The following is a 16,919-nucleotide window of genomic DNA, read 5'->3' on the forward strand; positions in this document are numbered from 1 at the left end:
TCTCCTATCGGGGGACGGGCTGGGACATTTCGTTGCCGGTGGTCCCCGGCGGCTTGGTCACCCCGTTGTCGGGCACGTCGGGCCGTGGCGCGTCGGCCGAGCCGCGGATCTGTAGTGCCGGATTCGAGGTGACGCAGTAGTTGTAGAGCCGGACCCGGGTATCGGCCTGGACATCGGTCGGCACCACCGGGATGGTGTCGTAGTCGCAACTCGGCCGGGGCCAGGGGTCGACCAGGGTGTTGTACGCGCCGTCGTGCGCGGGGATCCCGAGTGCCTCGGTGCCCACCCGCAGGGCGGGGAACAGCGCGGCGATGGCCGGAGCGCGCAGCTTGGCGGCCTTGGTGACGGCCACGAAGTTGGTCACCAGATTGGTGATCGGGTCCTGGGTCTGGGTGATGAACCCGCTGAGGGTGGCCAGCTGTCCCGGCCCCTGCTGGAGCAGTGTGCGCAATTCCTGGTCGGCGGAGGCGAACTGGTCGAACAGCACGCTGCCCGCCCTGGTCAGCGTGCCCAGGTCGGGCTGGGCGTGCTGGGTGGTGCCCGCGATGACCTCGAGGTTCTCGATGAGCTGGCGGGTCTGGGGGAGCAGGTCGTCGAGCCCGTTCATGGCCCGGCTGATGCCGGAGATCATGTTGCGCAGCCGATCCGGGCCGCCGGTCAGCGCCTTGTCGAGCTCGTCGATGATGACGTCGAGCCGGTCCGGGTTCATGCCGCCGATCAGATCGCTGAGATTGGTGAACACCGACTGGATCGGCATCGGCACGCTGGTGCGCGCCCGCTCGACCAGCGAGCCGTCGTGCAGATAGGGCCCGGTGTCGGAGTCGGGCCGGAAATCCAGGTACTGCTCGCCGGCCGCCGAGAGTCGCCCGACCGCGACGGTGCCGCCGATGGGAAGCTGTGCGCTGTCGTCGATCTCGGCGACCGCGGCCACACCGTCCCCGGCGACGTGCACGTCGGTGACCTTGCCGATCCGGCTGCCCCGGAAGGTGACGTCATTGCCGGGCAGCAGCCCGCCCGAGGAAGCCAGCTCGACGGTCACCTTGTAGGTATGCGGAATCGGGTTGAACCGCAGCACATATCCGCCGATATAGCCCGACCCGAGCACCAGCACGACGCCGAGCCCGATGTTCGCGAGGGCGATGCGATGCCGCACCACCCACTGCCACAGTGGCGGATTCATCGATCCCTTCCCTGCTGCGCCGGGCCGGGCTGCGCGTCCAGCTGCCCGGGTGGGCTGGTGAGCCGGCCGAACACCTTCTCCAGCACCTGCGCCAGGCTGCCGACGAACTGCCCGGCGTCGCCGAGTTCGGGCCAGCGGCTGCCGCTGGGGTCGGTGAGTGCGCCGACGCTCAGATACGACACGGTCGCCGCGACCGCCAGCGCGGGTCCGCGCAGGCTGGCCGTGAGCGACGGGTAGATGGTGTGCAGCCCGTCCAGCGCCCCGGTCAGCTGATCGCTCTGCGCGAATCCGGACATGAGCGCCTGAATGCTGTTGAACAGGCTCACGAAATCCCTGCCGCTGGTATCGGCGAAGTCGCCGAGCGCGTCGGTGGTGGTGGCCACCTTCGACAGCAGGTCCACGATCTGCTGATTGTTCTCGGTCAGCAGGGCGATCAGCGCGGGGAAGGTGTCGGCGGCGGCGCCGAGTTGCGCCTTGCGCCGGGCCAATTCGCGCGAGAGCGAGTTCATCCCGCCCAGCACCTGGTCGATATCCCCGGTGCGGGCATTGAGCGCGCCGATGGCGGCGGTCATCTCGGTGATCAGATGGGACAGCTCCGGCGCCCGGCCCGCGAACATGGAGTTCATCTCGCCGGTGATCTTGGCGGCCTGATTGATGCCGCCGCCGTTGAGCAGCAGCGAGATCGACATCATGAGCTGCTCCACCGACGCGCCCGCCGCGGTGTGATCGGTGCCGATGGTGTCGCCGTCGCGCACCGGATCCCCGGCCTCCTGCGCGGAGGGCAGCGTCATGGCCACGAACATGTCACCGAGCGGGGTCGCCTGCCGCAGCTCGACCGTGGTGCCCTTCGGGAGCCGGATGTCGTCGCGGATGAGCATCTGCACGTCGGCGATGAAGTTCGTGCTCTTGATCCTGGTGACCACGCCGATATCGGTGCCGCCGATCTTGACGTGCGCGTGGTCGGGCAGATTCAGCGCATCGGCGAAGGCCGCGTGAATCGTGTACCCGGGCGCGCCCAGGCCGGGCTTGGGCATGGGGAGCGTGTCCACCGTGACCGCGCACCCGGTGGCGGCGAGCAGGGTGGCGGCGGTGAGCAGTCCGCCGAGAGCTGTTGTGCGTAGTCTCATTTCAGGTTCGCGATTCCCAGTAGTGCGGCGGTGAGGCCGAAGTCGGGGCCGAAGTCCTGGACCTTGCCGGTGCGGCAGCCATCGAGCCGCATCTGGATGCGCTCGCAGAAGGTCGACAGGATCTCGCCGTCGAGCAGCGACTTGTCGAGCAGGCCGTGCAACCGCAGTGCCTGATCCTCCTTGCTGGTGGCCTTGGCGATGTTCTGGAACAGCAGCGGCCCGACGTCCACGATCTCGGTGAGGCCGCGGGCATTGGCGCGCATCTGATCGGTGATGGCCACGAAGCGGGTGAGCGCCCCGGCCAGCTGACCCCTGTTCTGCCCCACCAGGGTCGAGGTATTGGTGACGAAGTCGTCGAGCTGCCGCAGCACCGCGTCGATGCCGGGGGCCTGGTCGCCCATGAGGTTCACCAGCTCGGTGAGCCGCCCGCTGAAGTCCCGCACCGTCTGATCGTTGGCGGCGATGACCTGGGTGATGTCATTGAGTTCGATGATGGTGTCGGAGATCTGGTCCTTGTTGGCGAAGGTCACCTCGAAGGCCGAGGACAGCTGGTCGAGGGTCTCGCGCAGCTTGTCGCCATTGCCGTTGAGCAGCGGGAACAGCACCCGGCTGGCCATCGGGCCGGTGGTGTTGTCGCCCTTCAGCGCCTCGCCGAGCTGGGAGAAGGTCGCGAGGATGCGATCCAGTTCGACCGGAACCCGGGTGCGCTGCAACGGAATGTAGGCGCCATCGGTCAGGGTGGGGCCGTCGCCGGTGTAGGCCGGGGCCAGCTCCACGTGACGATTCGTGATCAGCTGCGGATTCACCAGTGCCGCAATGGCGTCGGCGGGAATCTTGACATCCCGGTCCAGCGACATGGTGACCTGGACGTAGCTGCCCTTGGGCGTGACGGTTTCGACGGTCCCGACCGGAACCCCGAGCACCGCAACGTCATTGCCCGCGTACAGGCCCGCCACGTTCTCGAAGTCCGCGGTGACCTTCATCTGCCCGCCGAGATACTCCTTCGACAGCGAGAACACCGAATCGGGCAGCATGCCGCACGCCGAGGCGAGCAGGAGCGCGCCGCAGGCCGCGGCCAGCTTCATTCGTCCGCGAAGTGTCATCACTTGCACCCCTGCACGGCCTGCGCGAAGCACAGCCAGTTGTCCGGGAACAGCCACGGCGCGTACACATTTCCGTACGGGCCGTCGCCGAGCACATTGTTGAACTGCCGCAAGGTCACCGGCATGATCTGGTACAGCCGGTCGAGGTTGCCCTTGTTCTTCTCCAGGCCCTCCGACATGGTGTTCAGGTCGGTGATGAGCGGGCCGAGCTGGTTGTTGTTCTCCAACCCCATCTGCTGCAACAGCTTCGACAGCGACGCCACATTGTCCAGCAGCTGCTTCAGCAGCGTCTGGCGCTGCTGCACCGCGCTGCCGATGGCCTCCCCGCGGGTGAGCAGCAACAGCACGCTGTTCTGGTTGTCTGCGGTCAGCTGCGAGACGGTGTCCATGCTCTTCAGGAGGGTGTCCACCTCGTCGCGGCGGTCATTGATCACCTTCGCCAGTGCGCCCACACTGTCGAGTGCCTGCACGGTCAGCTCGGGGGAATTGCCCATCTGCTGATCCACCAGATCCAGCGCCTGCCGCAGCTTCTGCGGATCCAGCTTCTCGACACGCTCGAAGCTGTTCTTGTACTGCGGATCCTGGATGACCTTGCCCAGGTTGTAGGGCACCGAGGTGTGGTCGAGCTTGATCCGGTCGCCGGGCAGGGCCCGGCCGGCGCCGGGCGTCAGATCCACGTGCAACCTGCCCAGGATCGTCGACATCTTGATGGCCGCGCGTGCGTCGTCGCCGAGCTGGATGTCGCGGTGCACCCGCATGTCCACCAGCACCTTGCCGTTGTCGAGCTCGACCGCGCTGACCTGACCGACCTCGATGCCCGACACGTCCACGGTCGCGCCCGGCCGCAACCCGGCGGCCTGGGCGAACTCGGCGTGAATCGTCTTGTCGCCCAGCTGCGCCTGCTCGATCAGGGTGGAGCCGACCAGCAGCAGCACCACGAACGCCGAGGCGAGCAGACCCAGCCGCAGATAGCGGTTGCGCAGGAAGCCGGGATAGCGGATCGAGGGCCGGCGCAGCGCCGGAACGCGTGGCCTCCTCATCGGCACACCTCCGAATGGGATTGGCCGCCGATCTGATCGAACAGACCGGGCGGGAGCAGCACGCCCCACAGCGAGACGTCGAGACTGCACAGGTAGGCATTGCCGTATGCGCCGTAGCTGCTGAAACGCGCGACGCCATTGAGCATGTCGGGCAGTTCGACGGCCGCCTTGTCCAGTGAGGCGCCGTTGAGCAGCAGCAGGGCGACACCGGCGGAGGCGTCGGTCTGGGCCCCGGCCGCGCCGGGCTTCACCTGGGCGAGCACGTTCACCAGCGAATTCGTCGCCGTCGCAACGCGTTCCACCGACGACTTCAGCGTGGAGCCCTGCGTGTACAGCGCCTCGGTGAGTGCCCGCGCCTGGGTGATCAGCGTTTCCAGCTCGTTGCTGCGGTGGGCCAGCCCGGAGATGACGCTGCTGAGATTGCCGACCACCTGTCCGAGAATCTCGTCGCGCTGGCCGAAGGTACTGGCCAGCTGTGCGGACTGGGTCACCAGCGCGCTCAGCGAGACGCCATTGCCCTGCAGGGCCTGAATCAGGGTCTCCGACAGCGAATTCACCTGATCCGGTTGCAGCACGCTGAACAGCGGCTCGAAACCGGACAGCAGCGAGGAGACGTCGAAGGAGGGTTCGGTGCGCTCGATCGGGATCTGTCCGCCCGGCGCCATCGGCTCACCGGCGTCCTTGCCGGGCATCAGCGCGATATAGCGCTGCCCGATGAGGTTCTGGTACCGCACCAGCGCCTTGGTCGTGGTGGTCGGATGCTGGTCGTCCTCGATGCGGAAGCCGACCCGGGCGCGGTAGCCGTCGGTGAACTCGATCTTGTCGACCCGGCCGACGCGCACCCCCGCCATGCGGATGTCATCGCCGATCCGCAGCCCGAGGACATCGGAGAACACGGCGGAGTAGTCGTGTGTGCGGCCGGGCACCGAGCGCTGCAGCGTGGACCACATGGTATAGGTCAGCACGATCGCCACCACGGCGAAAAGGCTGAATCCCGCCAGGGCTTTTCCGGATTTCACGAGGCGCCTCCGGTCTCGGCGGGAACCAGGGATCCACCGGCCAGAATGGGTGTGAGCAGCAGGACCTGTGCGGCATTGGGCCTTCCGCCGACGAGGGCGGCGATGGCGTCGGTGCCGCGCAGCCCGGCGGGCTGGGCCGCAGCCGGATTCGTCTCGGTGGCCGCGGCCGGTGCGGTGAGCCCCGGGATCGCCGGTAGACCGGGAATCGCGGGCAGGCCCGGGATCGCGGGCAGGCCGGGTGCCGCCGGCTGGGTGGTCTCGACGGGCACGGGCCCCGCGGCCTCGAGTCGCTTGGGCATGAGCTGCTGCGGAAACTCCTGTGCGGGAGCGGTTTCCGGCACGGTCGCACCGCCGCAGCGGGGCCCGGCGAGGTCACCGTAGTGCGGGCAGTCCGCCGCGGTGTACTGCTGGAACGGCGTGAAGGTCACGTCCATCCGCCAGACCATCTGCTTCTTCGGGCCGAAGGTGAAGGTGCCCTGCAGACGCTGCAGCGCCGTATTGAGATTGGCGATGGCGGTCGGAATCGCCTGCGGGTCCTGGGCCAGGCTGCCGAACAGCTGGTCGAGGCCCGATACCAGGAACTTGCCGGAGTCGGGATTGCGGGCGAAGAGCCCGTTCACCGTGTCCACGGCGGTGCCGCCGCTGGTGAGCAGGTCCATGAGCGCCGCGCGCTGCTCGGTGAGGGTGCGCGCGGTGGTCACCGACTTCGCCAGTGTCCCCACCAGATCCGGGGCCGACTCGCTCAGGGCGGTGGCCGCGCGACCGAGATTGCCCAGCAGATCCCCGATGCCCTCGATGCCGCGCACCTCGGTGATCCAGTGATCGAGCCGCTCCACGGTGGAACCGGGCACGCGCGCCGACGGATCCAGCGCCGCGGACAGCGTGGACAGCACGCGGCCCAGCTTCTCCGGCTGAATATTGGTCAGCACCGTGCGCAGCACATTGAGCGTGGTCTGCAGCTGCACGGTCGCGCTGCTGGTGTCCTCGGGAATGGTCGCGCCCGCCCGCAGGGTGTCCCCGGTGGGCGTGGTGTCGACCAGTTCGACGGCGGTCACCCCGAACAGGTTGTCGGGAATGACCCGCGCCGCCACGGTCGCCGGAATCGTGCCCGCCACTTGCGGTTTCAGCGCCAGCGCGGCCCGCTGCCGCTCACCCTTGGCCACCACCGACACCTCCTCGACGCGGCCGACGACCATGCCGCGGAATTTCACGTCGGCGTGGTCGGGCAGCCCGTCGCCGGTGCTGGTGAGTTCGGCGGTGACCGCCACCTTGGCCTCGAAGCGGCCGTTGTAGCGCATCGCCAGCAGATACAGCAGCAGCGATACGGTGGCGATCAGGGCGAGTCCGGCCAGCGTGAGCTGCCGGGCCGTGGGGCCCCGCCCGCTGGGATCGAGAATCATCGAAACACCTATCCCGAGATGCGGAAGCCGGGGTCGATACCCCAGATCGCAAGGGTCAGAAAGAGATTGACGAAGACCATGACGACGATGACCATCTTGATGGCCTGCCCGGCCGCCACCCCGACGCCTTCCGGCCCGCCGGTGGCGACGAAGCCGTAGTAGCACTGGATGAACGTCGAGATCATCACGAAGACCATGACCTTGAGCAGCGACCAGAACACGTCCGGTCCCAGCAGGAACTGGAAGAAGTAGTGGTCGTAGGTGCCGGCGGTGGTGCCGCCCAGGAACAGCACCGACAGCTTGGTCGCCAGGTACGCCACCGCCAGGCCCACGCTGTAGAGCGGGACGATGGTCAGCGTGGAGGCGACCATGCGGGTGCTGATCAGATACGGAAGCGGCCGGATGGCAAGGGATTCCAGCGCGTCGATCTCCTCGGAGATGCGCATGGCGCCCAGCTGCGCGGTGAACCGGCACCCGGCCTGAATGGCGAACGCCAGGGTGGCGATGACCGGCGCGATCTCGCGGGTGGTGGCGAAACCGGAGATGGCGCCGGTGAGCGGCGACATGGTGAGCAGGTTCAACGCCGTGAACGACTCCATGCCGACGGTGATGCCGCCGAAGCCGCACAGCGCCACCACCACGCCGATGGTGCCGCCGCCCACCACCAGGGAGCCGTTGCCCCAGCCGATGTCCGCGGTCAGGCGCAGCACCTCCTGGCGATAGTGCCTGAGCGCGAACGGAATCGCGAGCAGGGCCTGGAAGAAGGTGATGACCTGATGGCCGAGGCGCTGATTGGCCCGCACCGGAACGGACACCATATTCGTGGCCATCCGCACGGGTTTGAGCGCCGGGGGAGTGTAGGTCGTGCCCACCTCACACCACCTTCGACGGCAGCAGCGTGTTGTAGAGCTGGGTGAGCACGATATTGGTGGCGAACAGCATGAGCGCCGAGCTCACCACCGCCGAGTTCACCGCATTGGCCACCCCGCCGGGGCCGCCGTGTGCGTGCAGGCCGATATCGCAGGCGATCACGGCGGTCAGCAGGCCGAAGACGGCCGCCTTCAGCACCGCGATGACCAGATCATCGGCCACCGCGAAGGACGCGAACGAGCCGATGAACGAGCCCGGCGTCCCGGACTGGGCGTAGACGTTGAACATGTAGGCGGTGGCGAAGCCGACGAAGACGATGAACCCGCACAGCAGCATGCTCACCAGCACCGCGGCCGCGATGCGCGGCGCGACCAGCCGCCGGACCGGGTCCACGCCCATGACCATCATGGCGTCGATCTCCTCGCGAATGGTCCGCGAGCCCAGGTCGGCGGTGATGGCCGACCCGACCGCGCCCGCGATCATCAGCGAGGTGACCAGCGGTGCGCCTTGGCGGATGATGCCGAGCCCGGCCACCGCGCCGATGAACGTGGTTGCGCCGACCTGGTTGACCAGCGCGCCCAGCTGAATCGACACCACCACCGAGATCGGAATGGCCACCAGCACCGTCGGCGCGGCCGACACGCTGGTCATGAACGCACACTGTTTGATGAACTCCTGATACGGGAACCGCCGGCGCAGGATCGACACCACCAGCTGCCGCAGCGCGTCGCGGCCCAGATCGACCTGTCGCCCAAGGGTTTCCAGCGAACGCTGCGGATGCCGCCGCCACAGACCGCGCACGCTCTCACCGATCCGCTCGAGCTCGGTGGGTTCGGCATCCGCTGCGGCGGACGGCTTTTCGAGTGTCGTCATCAGGCCATGTCCTCGAGGTAGCGCTGCAGCAGGACCAGTAGATACCCGGCCACCGAGAGGCCCGCGGCCACGGTGCACAGCACGGCCACCCACAGCCCGAAACGCAGCACGGGATTGACTTCCATACGCCCACCGAGGATCTTGATGCCGATCACCAGGATGTCGATGAGCCAGACCAGGGCCATCATCTACGTCATGCACACGTTCGAGAAGGTGAGCACGGGCCAGCACACGATGGATCCCAGGAACGAGATGATCACGTCGATGCCGTGCAGCTGCTTCAGATGCGAGGTGTGGGTCAGGGTCCAGATCACCCCGACCAGCCCGTAGGGGATGCCGAGAATGATGAGGGTCCCCAGGAACTCCGACACCTTCATCTCGTAGCTGAGTAGCCGATCCAATCGTTTCAGCATGTCGCGTATGTCCTTCCACTTCCCTGTCGACCCCGGGCGCGGTGCGTGCCTCATTGCCGGTGCCGCGCTGTCCCCGCCGCCGGTGCGCCCCGGGCCGCTTCGCGAGAGCTGCCCGCAGCAGCGTATGTTACTAACTATTCTCGAAAGTGGAAGCGGTTCCGATGATCTTCTTCGGTCAATATGCTCTGTAGTAACGCAGGTATCAGCTCATTACTGCTGTGGACGAGGTTCTAAGTTATTTGGGATTCCTGCGTCAATCGACTGCCCGAGAACGAGAATAATCAGTAACATAGCAGCCGTGCCGGGGTGCTCGGCGCAGGTTCGACGAGGAGTGTCCGATGCAGGCAGGGGTCGGGTACGCCGTGACCGCCACGGAGAGAGGGAACCAATATGACGACCGGGGCAGCGCAGCCGTCCGGCTGGAATGATGATGAGGCACAGTCGAATCCGGATCCGACAGGGGACCGGGGCAGACCCCGGGTCCGGCGGATCTCGGTGGCTTCCGCACCGGCGACCGGGGGCGCGGCGACCCTGACCCTGGAGCAGACGCGCATCCACATCCCGGGCGTGCACCGCCCGGACACCAAGCGGCCGCCGAAACTCGAAGACGCGATGGACTTCTGGCAGTTCTCGGGGGCCGCAGCGAATGTCGCCATGCAGATGGCGCGACCCGGCGTCGGCCACGGGGTGGCCGACAGCAGGGTGAAATCCGGCGCGCTCATGGTGCATCCCTGGAAGCGGTTGCGCACCACGGCCTCCTATCTGGCGGTGGCCATCCTGGGCACGCCCGAGGAGAAGATCGCCTTCCGGGAGGCGGTCAATGTGGCGCACCGCCAGGTGAAGTCGGAACCCGGTGCCGCGGTGAAGTACAACGCCTTCGACCGCGACCTGCAGATGTGGGTCGCGGCCTGCCTCTACATCGGGTTCGAGGACTCCTACCAGCTGCTCAACGGCCGGATGAGTCCCGAACAGGCGGAGGCGTTCTACTCCACCGCCGCGCCGCTGGGCACCACACTGCAGGTGACCGAGGAGATGTGGCCGGGGACCCGCGCCGAGTTCGACGAATACTGGGTCGAGGCGTGCCGTCAGGTGGCCGCCGACGACAAGATCCGCCGCTTCATCGAGGACCTACTGCACCTCCGCATGATCCACTGGTATCTCCGGATCGTCTTCGGTGGACTGCTGCGCTTCCTGACCGTCGGCTACCTGCCGCCGTACTTCCGCGAGCAACTCGGTGTGGAGTGGACGGCCGCCGACCAACGCCGCTTCGAGCACCTGTTCCTGTTCGTCGGCTTCGTCAACCGCTTCATCCCGAAGTTCCTGCGCACCATGGGTACCCGCACCATGATGGCCGACGTGCGCCGGCGCATACACCGGCACAAGGCGCTGATCTGACCGCCGGTCCGATCGGTTCGATTGCACCCCCTGTGGCTGGGTCCAGCGGTCGATCACGCCCTGCATGGTGCGGGCCGAGATAGCCAAAAGCCAGACGACGTCGGCGATGACCTCGTCCGGAAAGCCGGTGAGGCCGTGGATCTCGATCATGCGGCCCACCGATTCCAGGCGGTCCACCGCGTAGTCGAGGGCGCTGGCCACCCGGTAGAGCTCGGTGCGATCGGGCATCTCGAAGCGTTCGGCGTCCAGCAGGCACACCAGCTGTTCGGCAGCTGGTGGCTGACCCGCGCGAAGGCGGAGACCCGACCCGCACGCCGTGCGGGTCGGGTACGTCGAGGCGGATCTCCTCGAGGGTGCGGGCCGCGGCGACGAGATTGTTGGCGGCCGAGGCGAATTAGAGCTCGATCGCCGGCCCCGGACGGGGCCGGCGCAGCCGTTCGTAGCTCACGCACTCACTGGCTGGGACAGGTCGTAGACGGTGGTTCCGCCCACGGTGACGGTGGCGAAGTGGGACTTCACCCACTCGGTGATCTGGGCGGACGAAGAGTTCGAACCGCCCATGCCGAAGCCCGCCAGGAAGTACCGGACCTGACCGGCTGACACATAGTGCTGGAACTGCTCGAGCGTGGGAGAGCTGTCGCCGCCGGTGAAGCCACCGATGGCCATGACCGACCGGCCGGATTGCAGGGCGAGCGTACCTGCGGAGCCCGCGCCCACGGTAGCGGCGGACCAGCGACTCTCAGTGTGCTCGAGCAGGGTGACAAGTTCGGCATTGTTCGAGAAGTCGGCACCCGGGCCACGACCGCCCGGCGAGGTCGGCGTGCCGCCGTCGCTCGAAAATCCCTCGGGCCGTTGGTCGGACGTGCCCTCCGGCTGCGAGCCGGACGCACCGCCCGGTTGCCGGCCGGGGGTATCGCCGCCCGATTCTGGACTGCTGCCGGGGTTGCCCGAAGGCATCGCTCCGAACGCCTGACTGGTGGGTCCGGAGTTCGGATTGCCGCCGCTGTGGGACTGGCCCGCGGTGGCGACGGCCCAGGCTCCCGTACCGCCGAGCCCGAACAGCAGGCCTGCGGTCGCGAGGGCGACTGCGAAGCGGCGGGACTGTCGTGAGACCGCGATCAAGCCGATGGCGACCAGGATCGAGCCGGCCAGGACCGCCCAGCGCAGCCACGGCAGCCAGGCGGGCGTCCGGTCCAGCAGGGCGAATGACCAGGCGCCGGTCACGACGGCCATGGTCACGAGGGTCAGCCGCGCGGCGGGATGCGCTGCACGGGACCACAATTCACGCACCGACAGGGCAACCAGCGCGCCGATGGCCGGGGCCAGGGCGACGGTGTAGTAGGGGTGCACGGTGCCGCTCATGTAGGAGAAGGTCAGGCCGGTGACCACGAGCCAGCCGCCCCACACGACGAAGGCCGCCCGCGTGCGGTCCGTGCGCGGGGCGCGGCGGGTCAGCCAGAGTCCGGCGATTAGTCCGATGAGCGCGGCGGGCAGCAGCCACGAGATCTCGCTGCCCATCTGGGAATTGAAGACCCGGGTGATGCCGGGTGACCCACTGAAACCGGGGAAGCCGTGCAGGCCTTCGGGTAGCTCGGTCTCGCCCCCGCCCCCGCCGCCGGAGCCCGGGTTGCCGTGGCCGCCGAAGATACGGCCCAGGCCGTTGTAGTCGACCGCCAGCTGCCAGAGGCTGTTGGTGGTGGAACCGCCGATATACGGCCGCGAATCCGCCGGCCACAGCTCCACCAGTGCGATGTACCAGCCCGCCGAGACGACCACGGCGACGCCGGCCAGGATCAGGCTCCAGATCCGCTGGCGCAGTGGCGCGTTGGCCGCGATCAGATACGCCAGGGCGAGTCCGGGCAGGATGAGGAACGCCTGCATCATCTTGGTGAGGAAGCCGAAACCGACAGCGACACCGGCCGATACCAGCCAGAGCGTCGGCGCGGAGAGCAGACGGTCCCCGGTGGCCGTGATCGCGCGGACCGTGCAGTAGGCAGCCGCGACCAGCAGCAGGACCAACAGCGCGTCCGGATTGTTGAATCGGAAGATCAGCACGGCCACCGGGGTCAGCGCGGCGATCGCCCCGGCCACCAGCCCCGCGCCCGGCCCGCTGAGCCGGCGTACGGTCGCGACCAGCAGCCCGGTCGAGGCGACACCCATCAGCGCCTGCGGCACCAGGACCGACCACTGGGAGAAGCCGAGCAGTCTGCCGGACAACCCCAGCACCCACAGCGCCGCCGGCGGCTTGTCCACGGTGATGGCATTGCCCGCGTCGAACGACCCGAACAGCAACGCCTTCCGACTCTGCGACCCGGCCTGCGCGGCCGCCGAGTAGTACTCGTTGGCCCACCCCGAGTTCGTGAGGTCCCACAGATACAGCACCGCGGTCACGGCCAGCAGACCGAGCAGACCTGGCCGCGCCCACCGCGGTTGCTCCGGAGGCCCGAAAAACGCTCGCCCGAACCAGTTCTCACGATCCGATCCGCTGTGCTCGGTCAGCCGGTGCGCCCCGGCCACCCCCGGCCGCTGCGTCGTCGATGTCATCTCCACGTCCCTTCATTCACCGCGATGGCGTTGCTCCGGCGCGGTTCTCGAAGCCGATCCTGATCGACTGCCCTCGGGGGAATGTGGCGCGAACCTGGGAACCAGCTGGCAATGCCGCGTGAGCACCCTGCGCCTCCGCTGTGCCCCGAGTCCTGGCCGCAGGCGGAGCGGTGGTTCTCGAGTTGGCCAGAGGTTGGGCGGATACGGTCGGGGCGGTTCGGCGGTTGCGGGGCGGTGGAAGGAGTTCGGGGTGGTCAGGGAGCCGGAGGATGCGGGATGGGCGGATCGGCGTGGTGGTGCGGGGATCCGCGGGGGAGGGGCGGGGCTGTGTTTAGGTGGGTGGCGTGAGTGATCTACCGGCCCGCGCGGCGACCGGAAGGGGTGGCGCGGCGCGGCGGGCGCGGGGTCTGCGGCGGTGGACTCTGCGGACGCGGCTGCTGGTGGCGGTCGTGGCGATCGCGGTGGTGGGGCTGACGGCGTTCGGGGTGCTGAGCGTGGCGGCGCTGGGGCGGTCGGAACTGGCGCGGATCGATGGGCAGTTGAATTCGGTGGCGGTGGATATGGCCGCCCAGAGCCATCCGCCTCCGCCGCCGCCGCGGCCAACCTCGACGGTGCAGGGATTGCCGTCGACGTTCCAGATCCAGTTCTTCGACAGCGCGGGGCAGCCGGTCGGGCAGATCGGGGTCGGCGCGAACGATCTGGCCCTGCCCGCGATGGACAGGTCTGCGGTCGGGGCGCGCGGGAGCAAGATTTTCGAGGTCGACGACGCGCACGGGACACCGTGGCGGGTGCGCACAGTCGCGCAACCGCCCAACGAAGACCAGCCGGACGGCGGGACGGCGGCGGTCGTCATGCCGCTGGACGGCTATTACGCGACGGCCCGCGAACTGCGGACCATCGAACTGATCGCGGGCGCGGGACTCATCCTGGTGCTGGGCGTCGTGGCAGCCTGGCTGGTGCGCGTCGGATTGCGGCCGCTGTCGCGGATCGAGCACACCGCGGAGGCCATCGCGGCCGGTGATCTGGATCGCCGAGTCGAACACGCGGACACCCATACCGAGGTCGGGCGCCTGGGGACCGCCTTCAATGTGATGCTCGAGCGATTGTCCACCACCATGCGGCGGCTCGAGGAATCCGAGTCGCGCATGCGACTCTTCGTCGCCGACGCCTCGCACGAACTGCGCACTCCGCTGACCTCGATCCGCGGCTACGCCGAGCTGTACCGAATGGGGGGCGGCGCGGACCCGGCCCAGGTCGCCACCATGATGCGGCGCATCGAGCACGAGGCCGCGCGCATGGCGGTGCTCGTCGACGATCTGCTGCTACTCGCGCGGCTCGACGAACAGCGCCCGCTGGATCTGACCGACGTGAATCTGTCCACCGTCGCCGACGAGGTGGTGCGGGACGCGCGGGTACGGAAGCCGGAACGCGTTGTGCGGCTTCATCTTCCGGGCGAACCCGTCCACCTCGTCGGCGACGAGCACCGGCTCCGTCAGGTGCTGACCAACCTGGTCGGCAACGCGTTCGTGCACACCCCTGCCGCGGCGGAGATCGATGTCCGGATCCGGTGGGGCGTGGTGCCCGCCGAGACCGCGGGCGGCCGGGCGGAGTTGCCCCGGACCGGGACGGCCGGTGTCGAGCCGCGCGGCACCGGGGTGGTCGCGGCGGCCGGGGCGGAACTGCCCGCGGGCGCTGCAGCCGTGATCGCCGAGGTGTCGGACACCGGGCCCGGCATCCCGCTGGAGAAGGCCGAGCACGTGTTCGACCGCTTCTACCGGGTGGACGAATCCCGTTCGCGCGCCGGTGGTTCCGGCCTCGGCCTGGCGATCGTCGCGGCCGTGCTGACCGCGCACGGCGCACGGATTCAGCTGCTCACGGGTGCGGGCTCCGGCACGACGTTCCGGATCGTGTTCCCGATATCGGACACGCCCGGCGCCACCGGCCGGGGTTCACAGGAAACGCCCAGCTGACGCCGAGCTGGAGCGGTGGTGGCCGCAACCAGGATGACCGGTATGAATCGGTGCGGGACGCGGGTGCGCATAGGGTGGCGAGCGTGAGCGATCGCGCCCCGGCGGGGGCGGCGACCGTGCTGGTCGTCGACGATGAGCCCTACATTCTGGACCTGCTCTGTTCCGCGCTGCGGCTGAGCGGGTTCGAGGTGTGCTCGGCCGACACCGGGCGCGGCGCGCTGGAGGCGGCGACCCGGCGGCGACCCGATGTCATGGTCCTCGATGTCATGCTGCCGGACCTGGACGGATTCACCGTCGCCCGGCGGCTGCGTGCGGCCGGAAGCGATGTGCCGGTGCTCTTCCTGACCGCCCGCGACGCCGTCGAGGACCGCATCGCCGGACTCAGCGCCGGCGGCGACGACTATGTGAGCAAGCCCTTCAGCCTCGAAGAGGTGGTCCTGCGGTTGCACGCGATCCTGCGCCGGACCCGGCCCGGCGACGAGGACGGACCCGGCCGGCTGCGCTTCACCGACCTGGAACTCGACGCCGGCACCCACCTGGTGTTCCGCGCCGGTGAACAGATCTGGCTGTCTGCCACCGAATTCAAGCTGCTGCACTACCTGATGCTCAATGCGGGCAAGGTGGTGAGCAAGCGCCAGATCCTCGATCGCGTCTGGCAGGCCGAGGAGGGCCGCGCCGACCGGGTGGTGGAGACCTTCGTCAGCCAGCTGCGCCGCAAGATCGACACCGGCCACCCGCCGCTCATCCACACCGTGCGCGGTGTCGGCTACACCCTCCGCAAATCCCCCTAGCGCGGACTCCGGCGATCACACCCGATCGAGGAAACCGTTGCCGTAGTCGATGTTCCGGGCATCACGCAGATCCGTGTCCGGTGTGAATCGCACCGTGTCGGTGCGATCCCACAGTTCCATTCCGGCTATGGCGGACTGGCAGTCGCGAATGCAGCGGCGGACGCCATTGCGGATTCTCGGCGGCAGCCGCAGCGCATCCATTTCTGCCGTAATTGCCTGGGCCGCGGCCTGATTGTCGGCGATCCGGACGTCTATCGCACGGCGGACTTCCGTGACCGCCTGCGGCAGTTCCATTCCCAGATGATGCTGCAGAGTCGTCACTAGATTGATGGTGTCCTCGGAATCGGTTTCGATTGCCAGCGAATGCAGATCATTGATCAGGCACATGATATCGGCGGTGGTGGCGATTATCTCCTGATACGCGGGACCGTAATACAGGGCATCGGGAATTTCGGTGTGCTCGATCACCTCCGCCAAATCTACCGTCGGCAATACTGTGCACGCGTCCCGGCGCAGTCGCGGATATTCTTCCGGACTCGGCGACTTGCCCGCCTGACGAAATGCATTCTCGCGCGCGTGACCGACCAGCCACAATTCCAGATTCAATGCGAATCGGCGCGCCCAGGCCTCGGAATTGCGCGGGAAGGTGCGGGTGCAGAGATTGGACAGAGCTGCGATGACGGGTGGCACCGGACCCGCGACCCCGCGCTCGTGCACCACCTGCAGTGCGGCGTGCCGGAGGCGGTCGTAGTCGTCGAGCCGACCCGTGGTGATGGCCAGATCCTGCAGATCGTCGAAGACGAAGAATACGGTGATCCATTCGGCGACCAGGAGCATGTCCGCGAAAGACGAGGTGGGGCACCAATACGCCGAAAAACGCGCGTAGCCGAGCGATTCGAACTTGCGGGCCGCCGCCCCGTCCTGGAGCAATCCGAAACGCTGTGCCCAGATCTGAACTCTTTCCTGCGCTCGGTCGCTCATCGAATGCCGCTGCGGCAGGAACGGAAGCGGGATCTCCAGGTGCCGCAAGTCGTGTTCGTTCATCGGTAACACCTGGGTTCACTCGGGTGGAGGCGGGATCCCTCCGGCGCTCAGCGTAACCGACATTTCGGGCAGATATTCGCGGATTCGCAAGATCCGCAGAGCGGCAACCAATTTCGCCGGGACCGTGGACGGCCGCGCAGCCACTGCCGG

General features: G+C 67.9%; 15 protein-coding genes. 3 read left to right on the forward strand and 12 right to left on the reverse strand.

What is annotated here, in order from left to right; genetic code table 11:
* Window positions 1-4 precede the first annotated feature (4 nt).
* Genes ACFXIV_RS23070 through ACFXIV_RS23115 form a run of 10 tightly spaced genes read right to left on the reverse strand, consistent with a single transcriptional unit; the run spans window position 5 to window position 9,025 of the window.
* Complete coding sequence (locus ACFXIV_RS23070; RefSeq protein ID WP_379395903.1) at window positions 5-1,180, reverse strand: MCE family protein; 1,176 nt, start codon at window positions 1,178-1,180, stop codon at window positions 5-7.
* Complete coding sequence (locus tag ACFXIV_RS23075) at window positions 1,177-2,307, reverse strand: MCE family protein (RefSeq protein ID WP_379395902.1); 1,131 nt, start codon at window positions 2,305-2,307, stop codon at window positions 1,177-1,179. Before ACFXIV_RS23075 ends, ACFXIV_RS23070 begins: the two co-directional genes overlap by 4 nt.
* Window positions 2,304-3,410: an MCE family protein gene (locus tag ACFXIV_RS23080; protein ID WP_379395900.1), complete on the reverse strand. Its 1,107-nt coding sequence runs from the start codon at window positions 3,408-3,410 to the stop codon at window positions 2,304-2,306. The genes ACFXIV_RS23075 and ACFXIV_RS23080 overlap by 4 nt, the downstream gene beginning before the upstream one ends.
* On the reverse strand, window positions 3,410-4,450 hold the full coding sequence (locus ACFXIV_RS23085; protein ID WP_379395898.1) for an MlaD family protein: 1,041 nt from the start codon (window positions 4,448-4,450) through the stop codon (window positions 3,410-3,412). Before ACFXIV_RS23085 ends, ACFXIV_RS23080 begins: the two co-directional genes overlap by 1 nt.
* Window positions 4,447-5,469, reverse strand: coding sequence for an MCE family protein (locus ACFXIV_RS23090; protein WP_379395896.1), 1,023 nt, complete (start codon window positions 5,467-5,469; stop codon window positions 4,447-4,449). Before ACFXIV_RS23090 ends, ACFXIV_RS23085 begins: the two co-directional genes overlap by 4 nt.
* Window positions 5,466-6,869: an MCE family protein gene (locus ACFXIV_RS23095; protein WP_379395894.1), complete on the reverse strand. Its 1,404-nt coding sequence runs from the start codon at window positions 6,867-6,869 to the stop codon at window positions 5,466-5,468. The genes ACFXIV_RS23090 and ACFXIV_RS23095 overlap by 4 nt, the downstream gene beginning before the upstream one ends.
* 8 nt (window positions 6,870-6,877) lie before the next feature.
* Window positions 6,878-7,741, reverse strand: coding sequence for an ABC transporter permease (locus tag ACFXIV_RS23100; RefSeq protein ID WP_379395892.1), 864 nt, complete (start codon window positions 7,739-7,741; stop codon window positions 6,878-6,880).
* Between the two features lies 1 nt (window position 7,742).
* Window positions 7,743-8,612, reverse strand: a complete 870-nt coding sequence (locus ACFXIV_RS23105) for an MlaE family ABC transporter permease (RefSeq protein WP_379395890.1) — start codon at window positions 8,610-8,612, stop codon at window positions 7,743-7,745.
* Window positions 8,612-8,800 (reverse strand): hypothetical protein, encoded by a 189-nt coding sequence (locus tag ACFXIV_RS23110; RefSeq protein ID WP_354845476.1) that lies wholly within the window; start codon window positions 8,798-8,800, stop codon window positions 8,612-8,614. The genes ACFXIV_RS23105 and ACFXIV_RS23110 overlap by 1 nt, the downstream gene beginning before the upstream one ends.
* On the reverse strand, window positions 8,801-9,025 hold the full coding sequence (locus tag ACFXIV_RS23115) for a hypothetical protein (RefSeq protein ID WP_354845474.1): 225 nt from the start codon (window positions 9,023-9,025) through the stop codon (window positions 8,801-8,803). It lies immediately after the preceding gene.
* Between the two features lie 495 nt (window positions 9,026-9,520).
* Here ACFXIV_RS23115 and ACFXIV_RS23120 point away from each other — a divergent pair, with 495 nt between their 5' ends.
* On the forward strand, window positions 9,521-10,420 hold the full coding sequence (locus ACFXIV_RS23120; protein ID WP_379395888.1) for an oxygenase MpaB family protein: 900 nt from the start codon (window positions 9,521-9,523) through the stop codon (window positions 10,418-10,420).
* 444 nt (window positions 10,421-10,864) lie between these two features.
* Here the strand turns inward: ACFXIV_RS23120 and ACFXIV_RS23125 are convergent, their stop codons facing one another.
* On the reverse strand, window positions 10,865-12,964 hold the full coding sequence (locus ACFXIV_RS23125; protein WP_379395886.1) for a glycosyltransferase family 39 protein: 2,100 nt from the start codon (window positions 12,962-12,964) through the stop codon (window positions 10,865-10,867).
* 344 nt (window positions 12,965-13,308) lie between these two features.
* Here ACFXIV_RS23125 and ACFXIV_RS23130 point away from each other — a divergent pair, with 344 nt between their 5' ends.
* Window positions 13,309-14,934 carry a sensor histidine kinase gene (locus ACFXIV_RS23130; protein WP_379395884.1) on the forward strand — a complete coding sequence of 542 codons (1,626 nt, stop codon included), beginning with the start codon at window positions 13,309-13,311 and terminating at the stop codon, window positions 14,932-14,934.
* Window positions 14,935-15,017: 83 nt separating this feature from the next.
* Window positions 15,018-15,725: a response regulator transcription factor gene (locus tag ACFXIV_RS23135; protein WP_379395882.1), complete on the forward strand. Its 708-nt coding sequence runs from the start codon at window positions 15,018-15,020 to the stop codon at window positions 15,723-15,725.
* A gap of 15 nt (window positions 15,726-15,740) precedes the next feature.
* On the opposite strand, the gene ACFXIV_RS23140 is transcribed toward ACFXIV_RS23135, so the two are convergent.
* Window positions 15,741-16,769, reverse strand: coding sequence for a hypothetical protein (locus tag ACFXIV_RS23140; RefSeq protein ID WP_379395880.1), 1,029 nt, complete (start codon window positions 16,767-16,769; stop codon window positions 15,741-15,743).
* Window positions 16,770-16,919: the final 150 nt, after the last annotated feature.

The sequence above is a fragment of the Nocardia sp. NPDC059236 genome (assembly GCF_042754085.1).
Classification (GTDB): Bacteria; Actinomycetota; Actinomycetes; order Mycobacteriales; family Mycobacteriaceae; genus Nocardia.

What these genes read in the sequence shown, in the direction of transcription:
- ACFXIV_RS23080 (WP_379395900.1), bottom strand. Translation starts at nt 3,410, where the DNA reads ATGACACTTCGCGGACGAATGAAGCTGGCCGCGGCCTGCGGCGCGCTC.
- ACFXIV_RS23115 (WP_354845474.1), bottom strand. Translation starts at nt 9,025, where the DNA reads ATGCTGAAACGATTGGATCGGCTACTCAGCTACGAGATGAAGGTGTCG.
- ACFXIV_RS23075 (WP_379395902.1), bottom strand. Translation starts at nt 2,307, where the DNA reads ATGAGACTACGCACAACAGCTCTCGGCGGACTGCTCACCGCCGCCACC.
- ACFXIV_RS23140 (WP_379395880.1), bottom strand. Translation starts at nt 16,769, where the DNA reads ATGAACGAACACGACTTGCGGCACCTGGAGATCCCGCTTCCGTTCCTG.
- ACFXIV_RS23070 (WP_379395903.1), bottom strand. Translation starts at nt 1,180, where the DNA reads ATGAATCCGCCACTGTGGCAGTGGGTGGTGCGGCATCGCATCGCCCTC.
- ACFXIV_RS23125 (WP_379395886.1), bottom strand. Translation starts at nt 12,964, where the DNA reads ATGACATCGACGACGCAGCGGCCGGGGGTGGCCGGGGCGCACCGGCTG.
- ACFXIV_RS23110 (WP_354845476.1), bottom strand. Translation starts at nt 8,800, where the DNA reads ATGATGGCCCTGGTCTGGCTCATCGACATCCTGGTGATCGGCATCAAG.
- ACFXIV_RS23105 (WP_379395890.1), bottom strand. Translation starts at nt 8,612, where the DNA reads ATGACGACACTCGAAAAGCCGTCCGCCGCAGCGGATGCCGAACCCACC.
- ACFXIV_RS23095 (WP_379395894.1), bottom strand. Translation starts at nt 6,869, where the DNA reads ATGATTCTCGATCCCAGCGGGCGGGGCCCCACGGCCCGGCAGCTCACG.
- ACFXIV_RS23085 (WP_379395898.1), bottom strand. Translation starts at nt 4,450, where the DNA reads ATGAGGAGGCCACGCGTTCCGGCGCTGCGCCGGCCCTCGATCCGCTAT.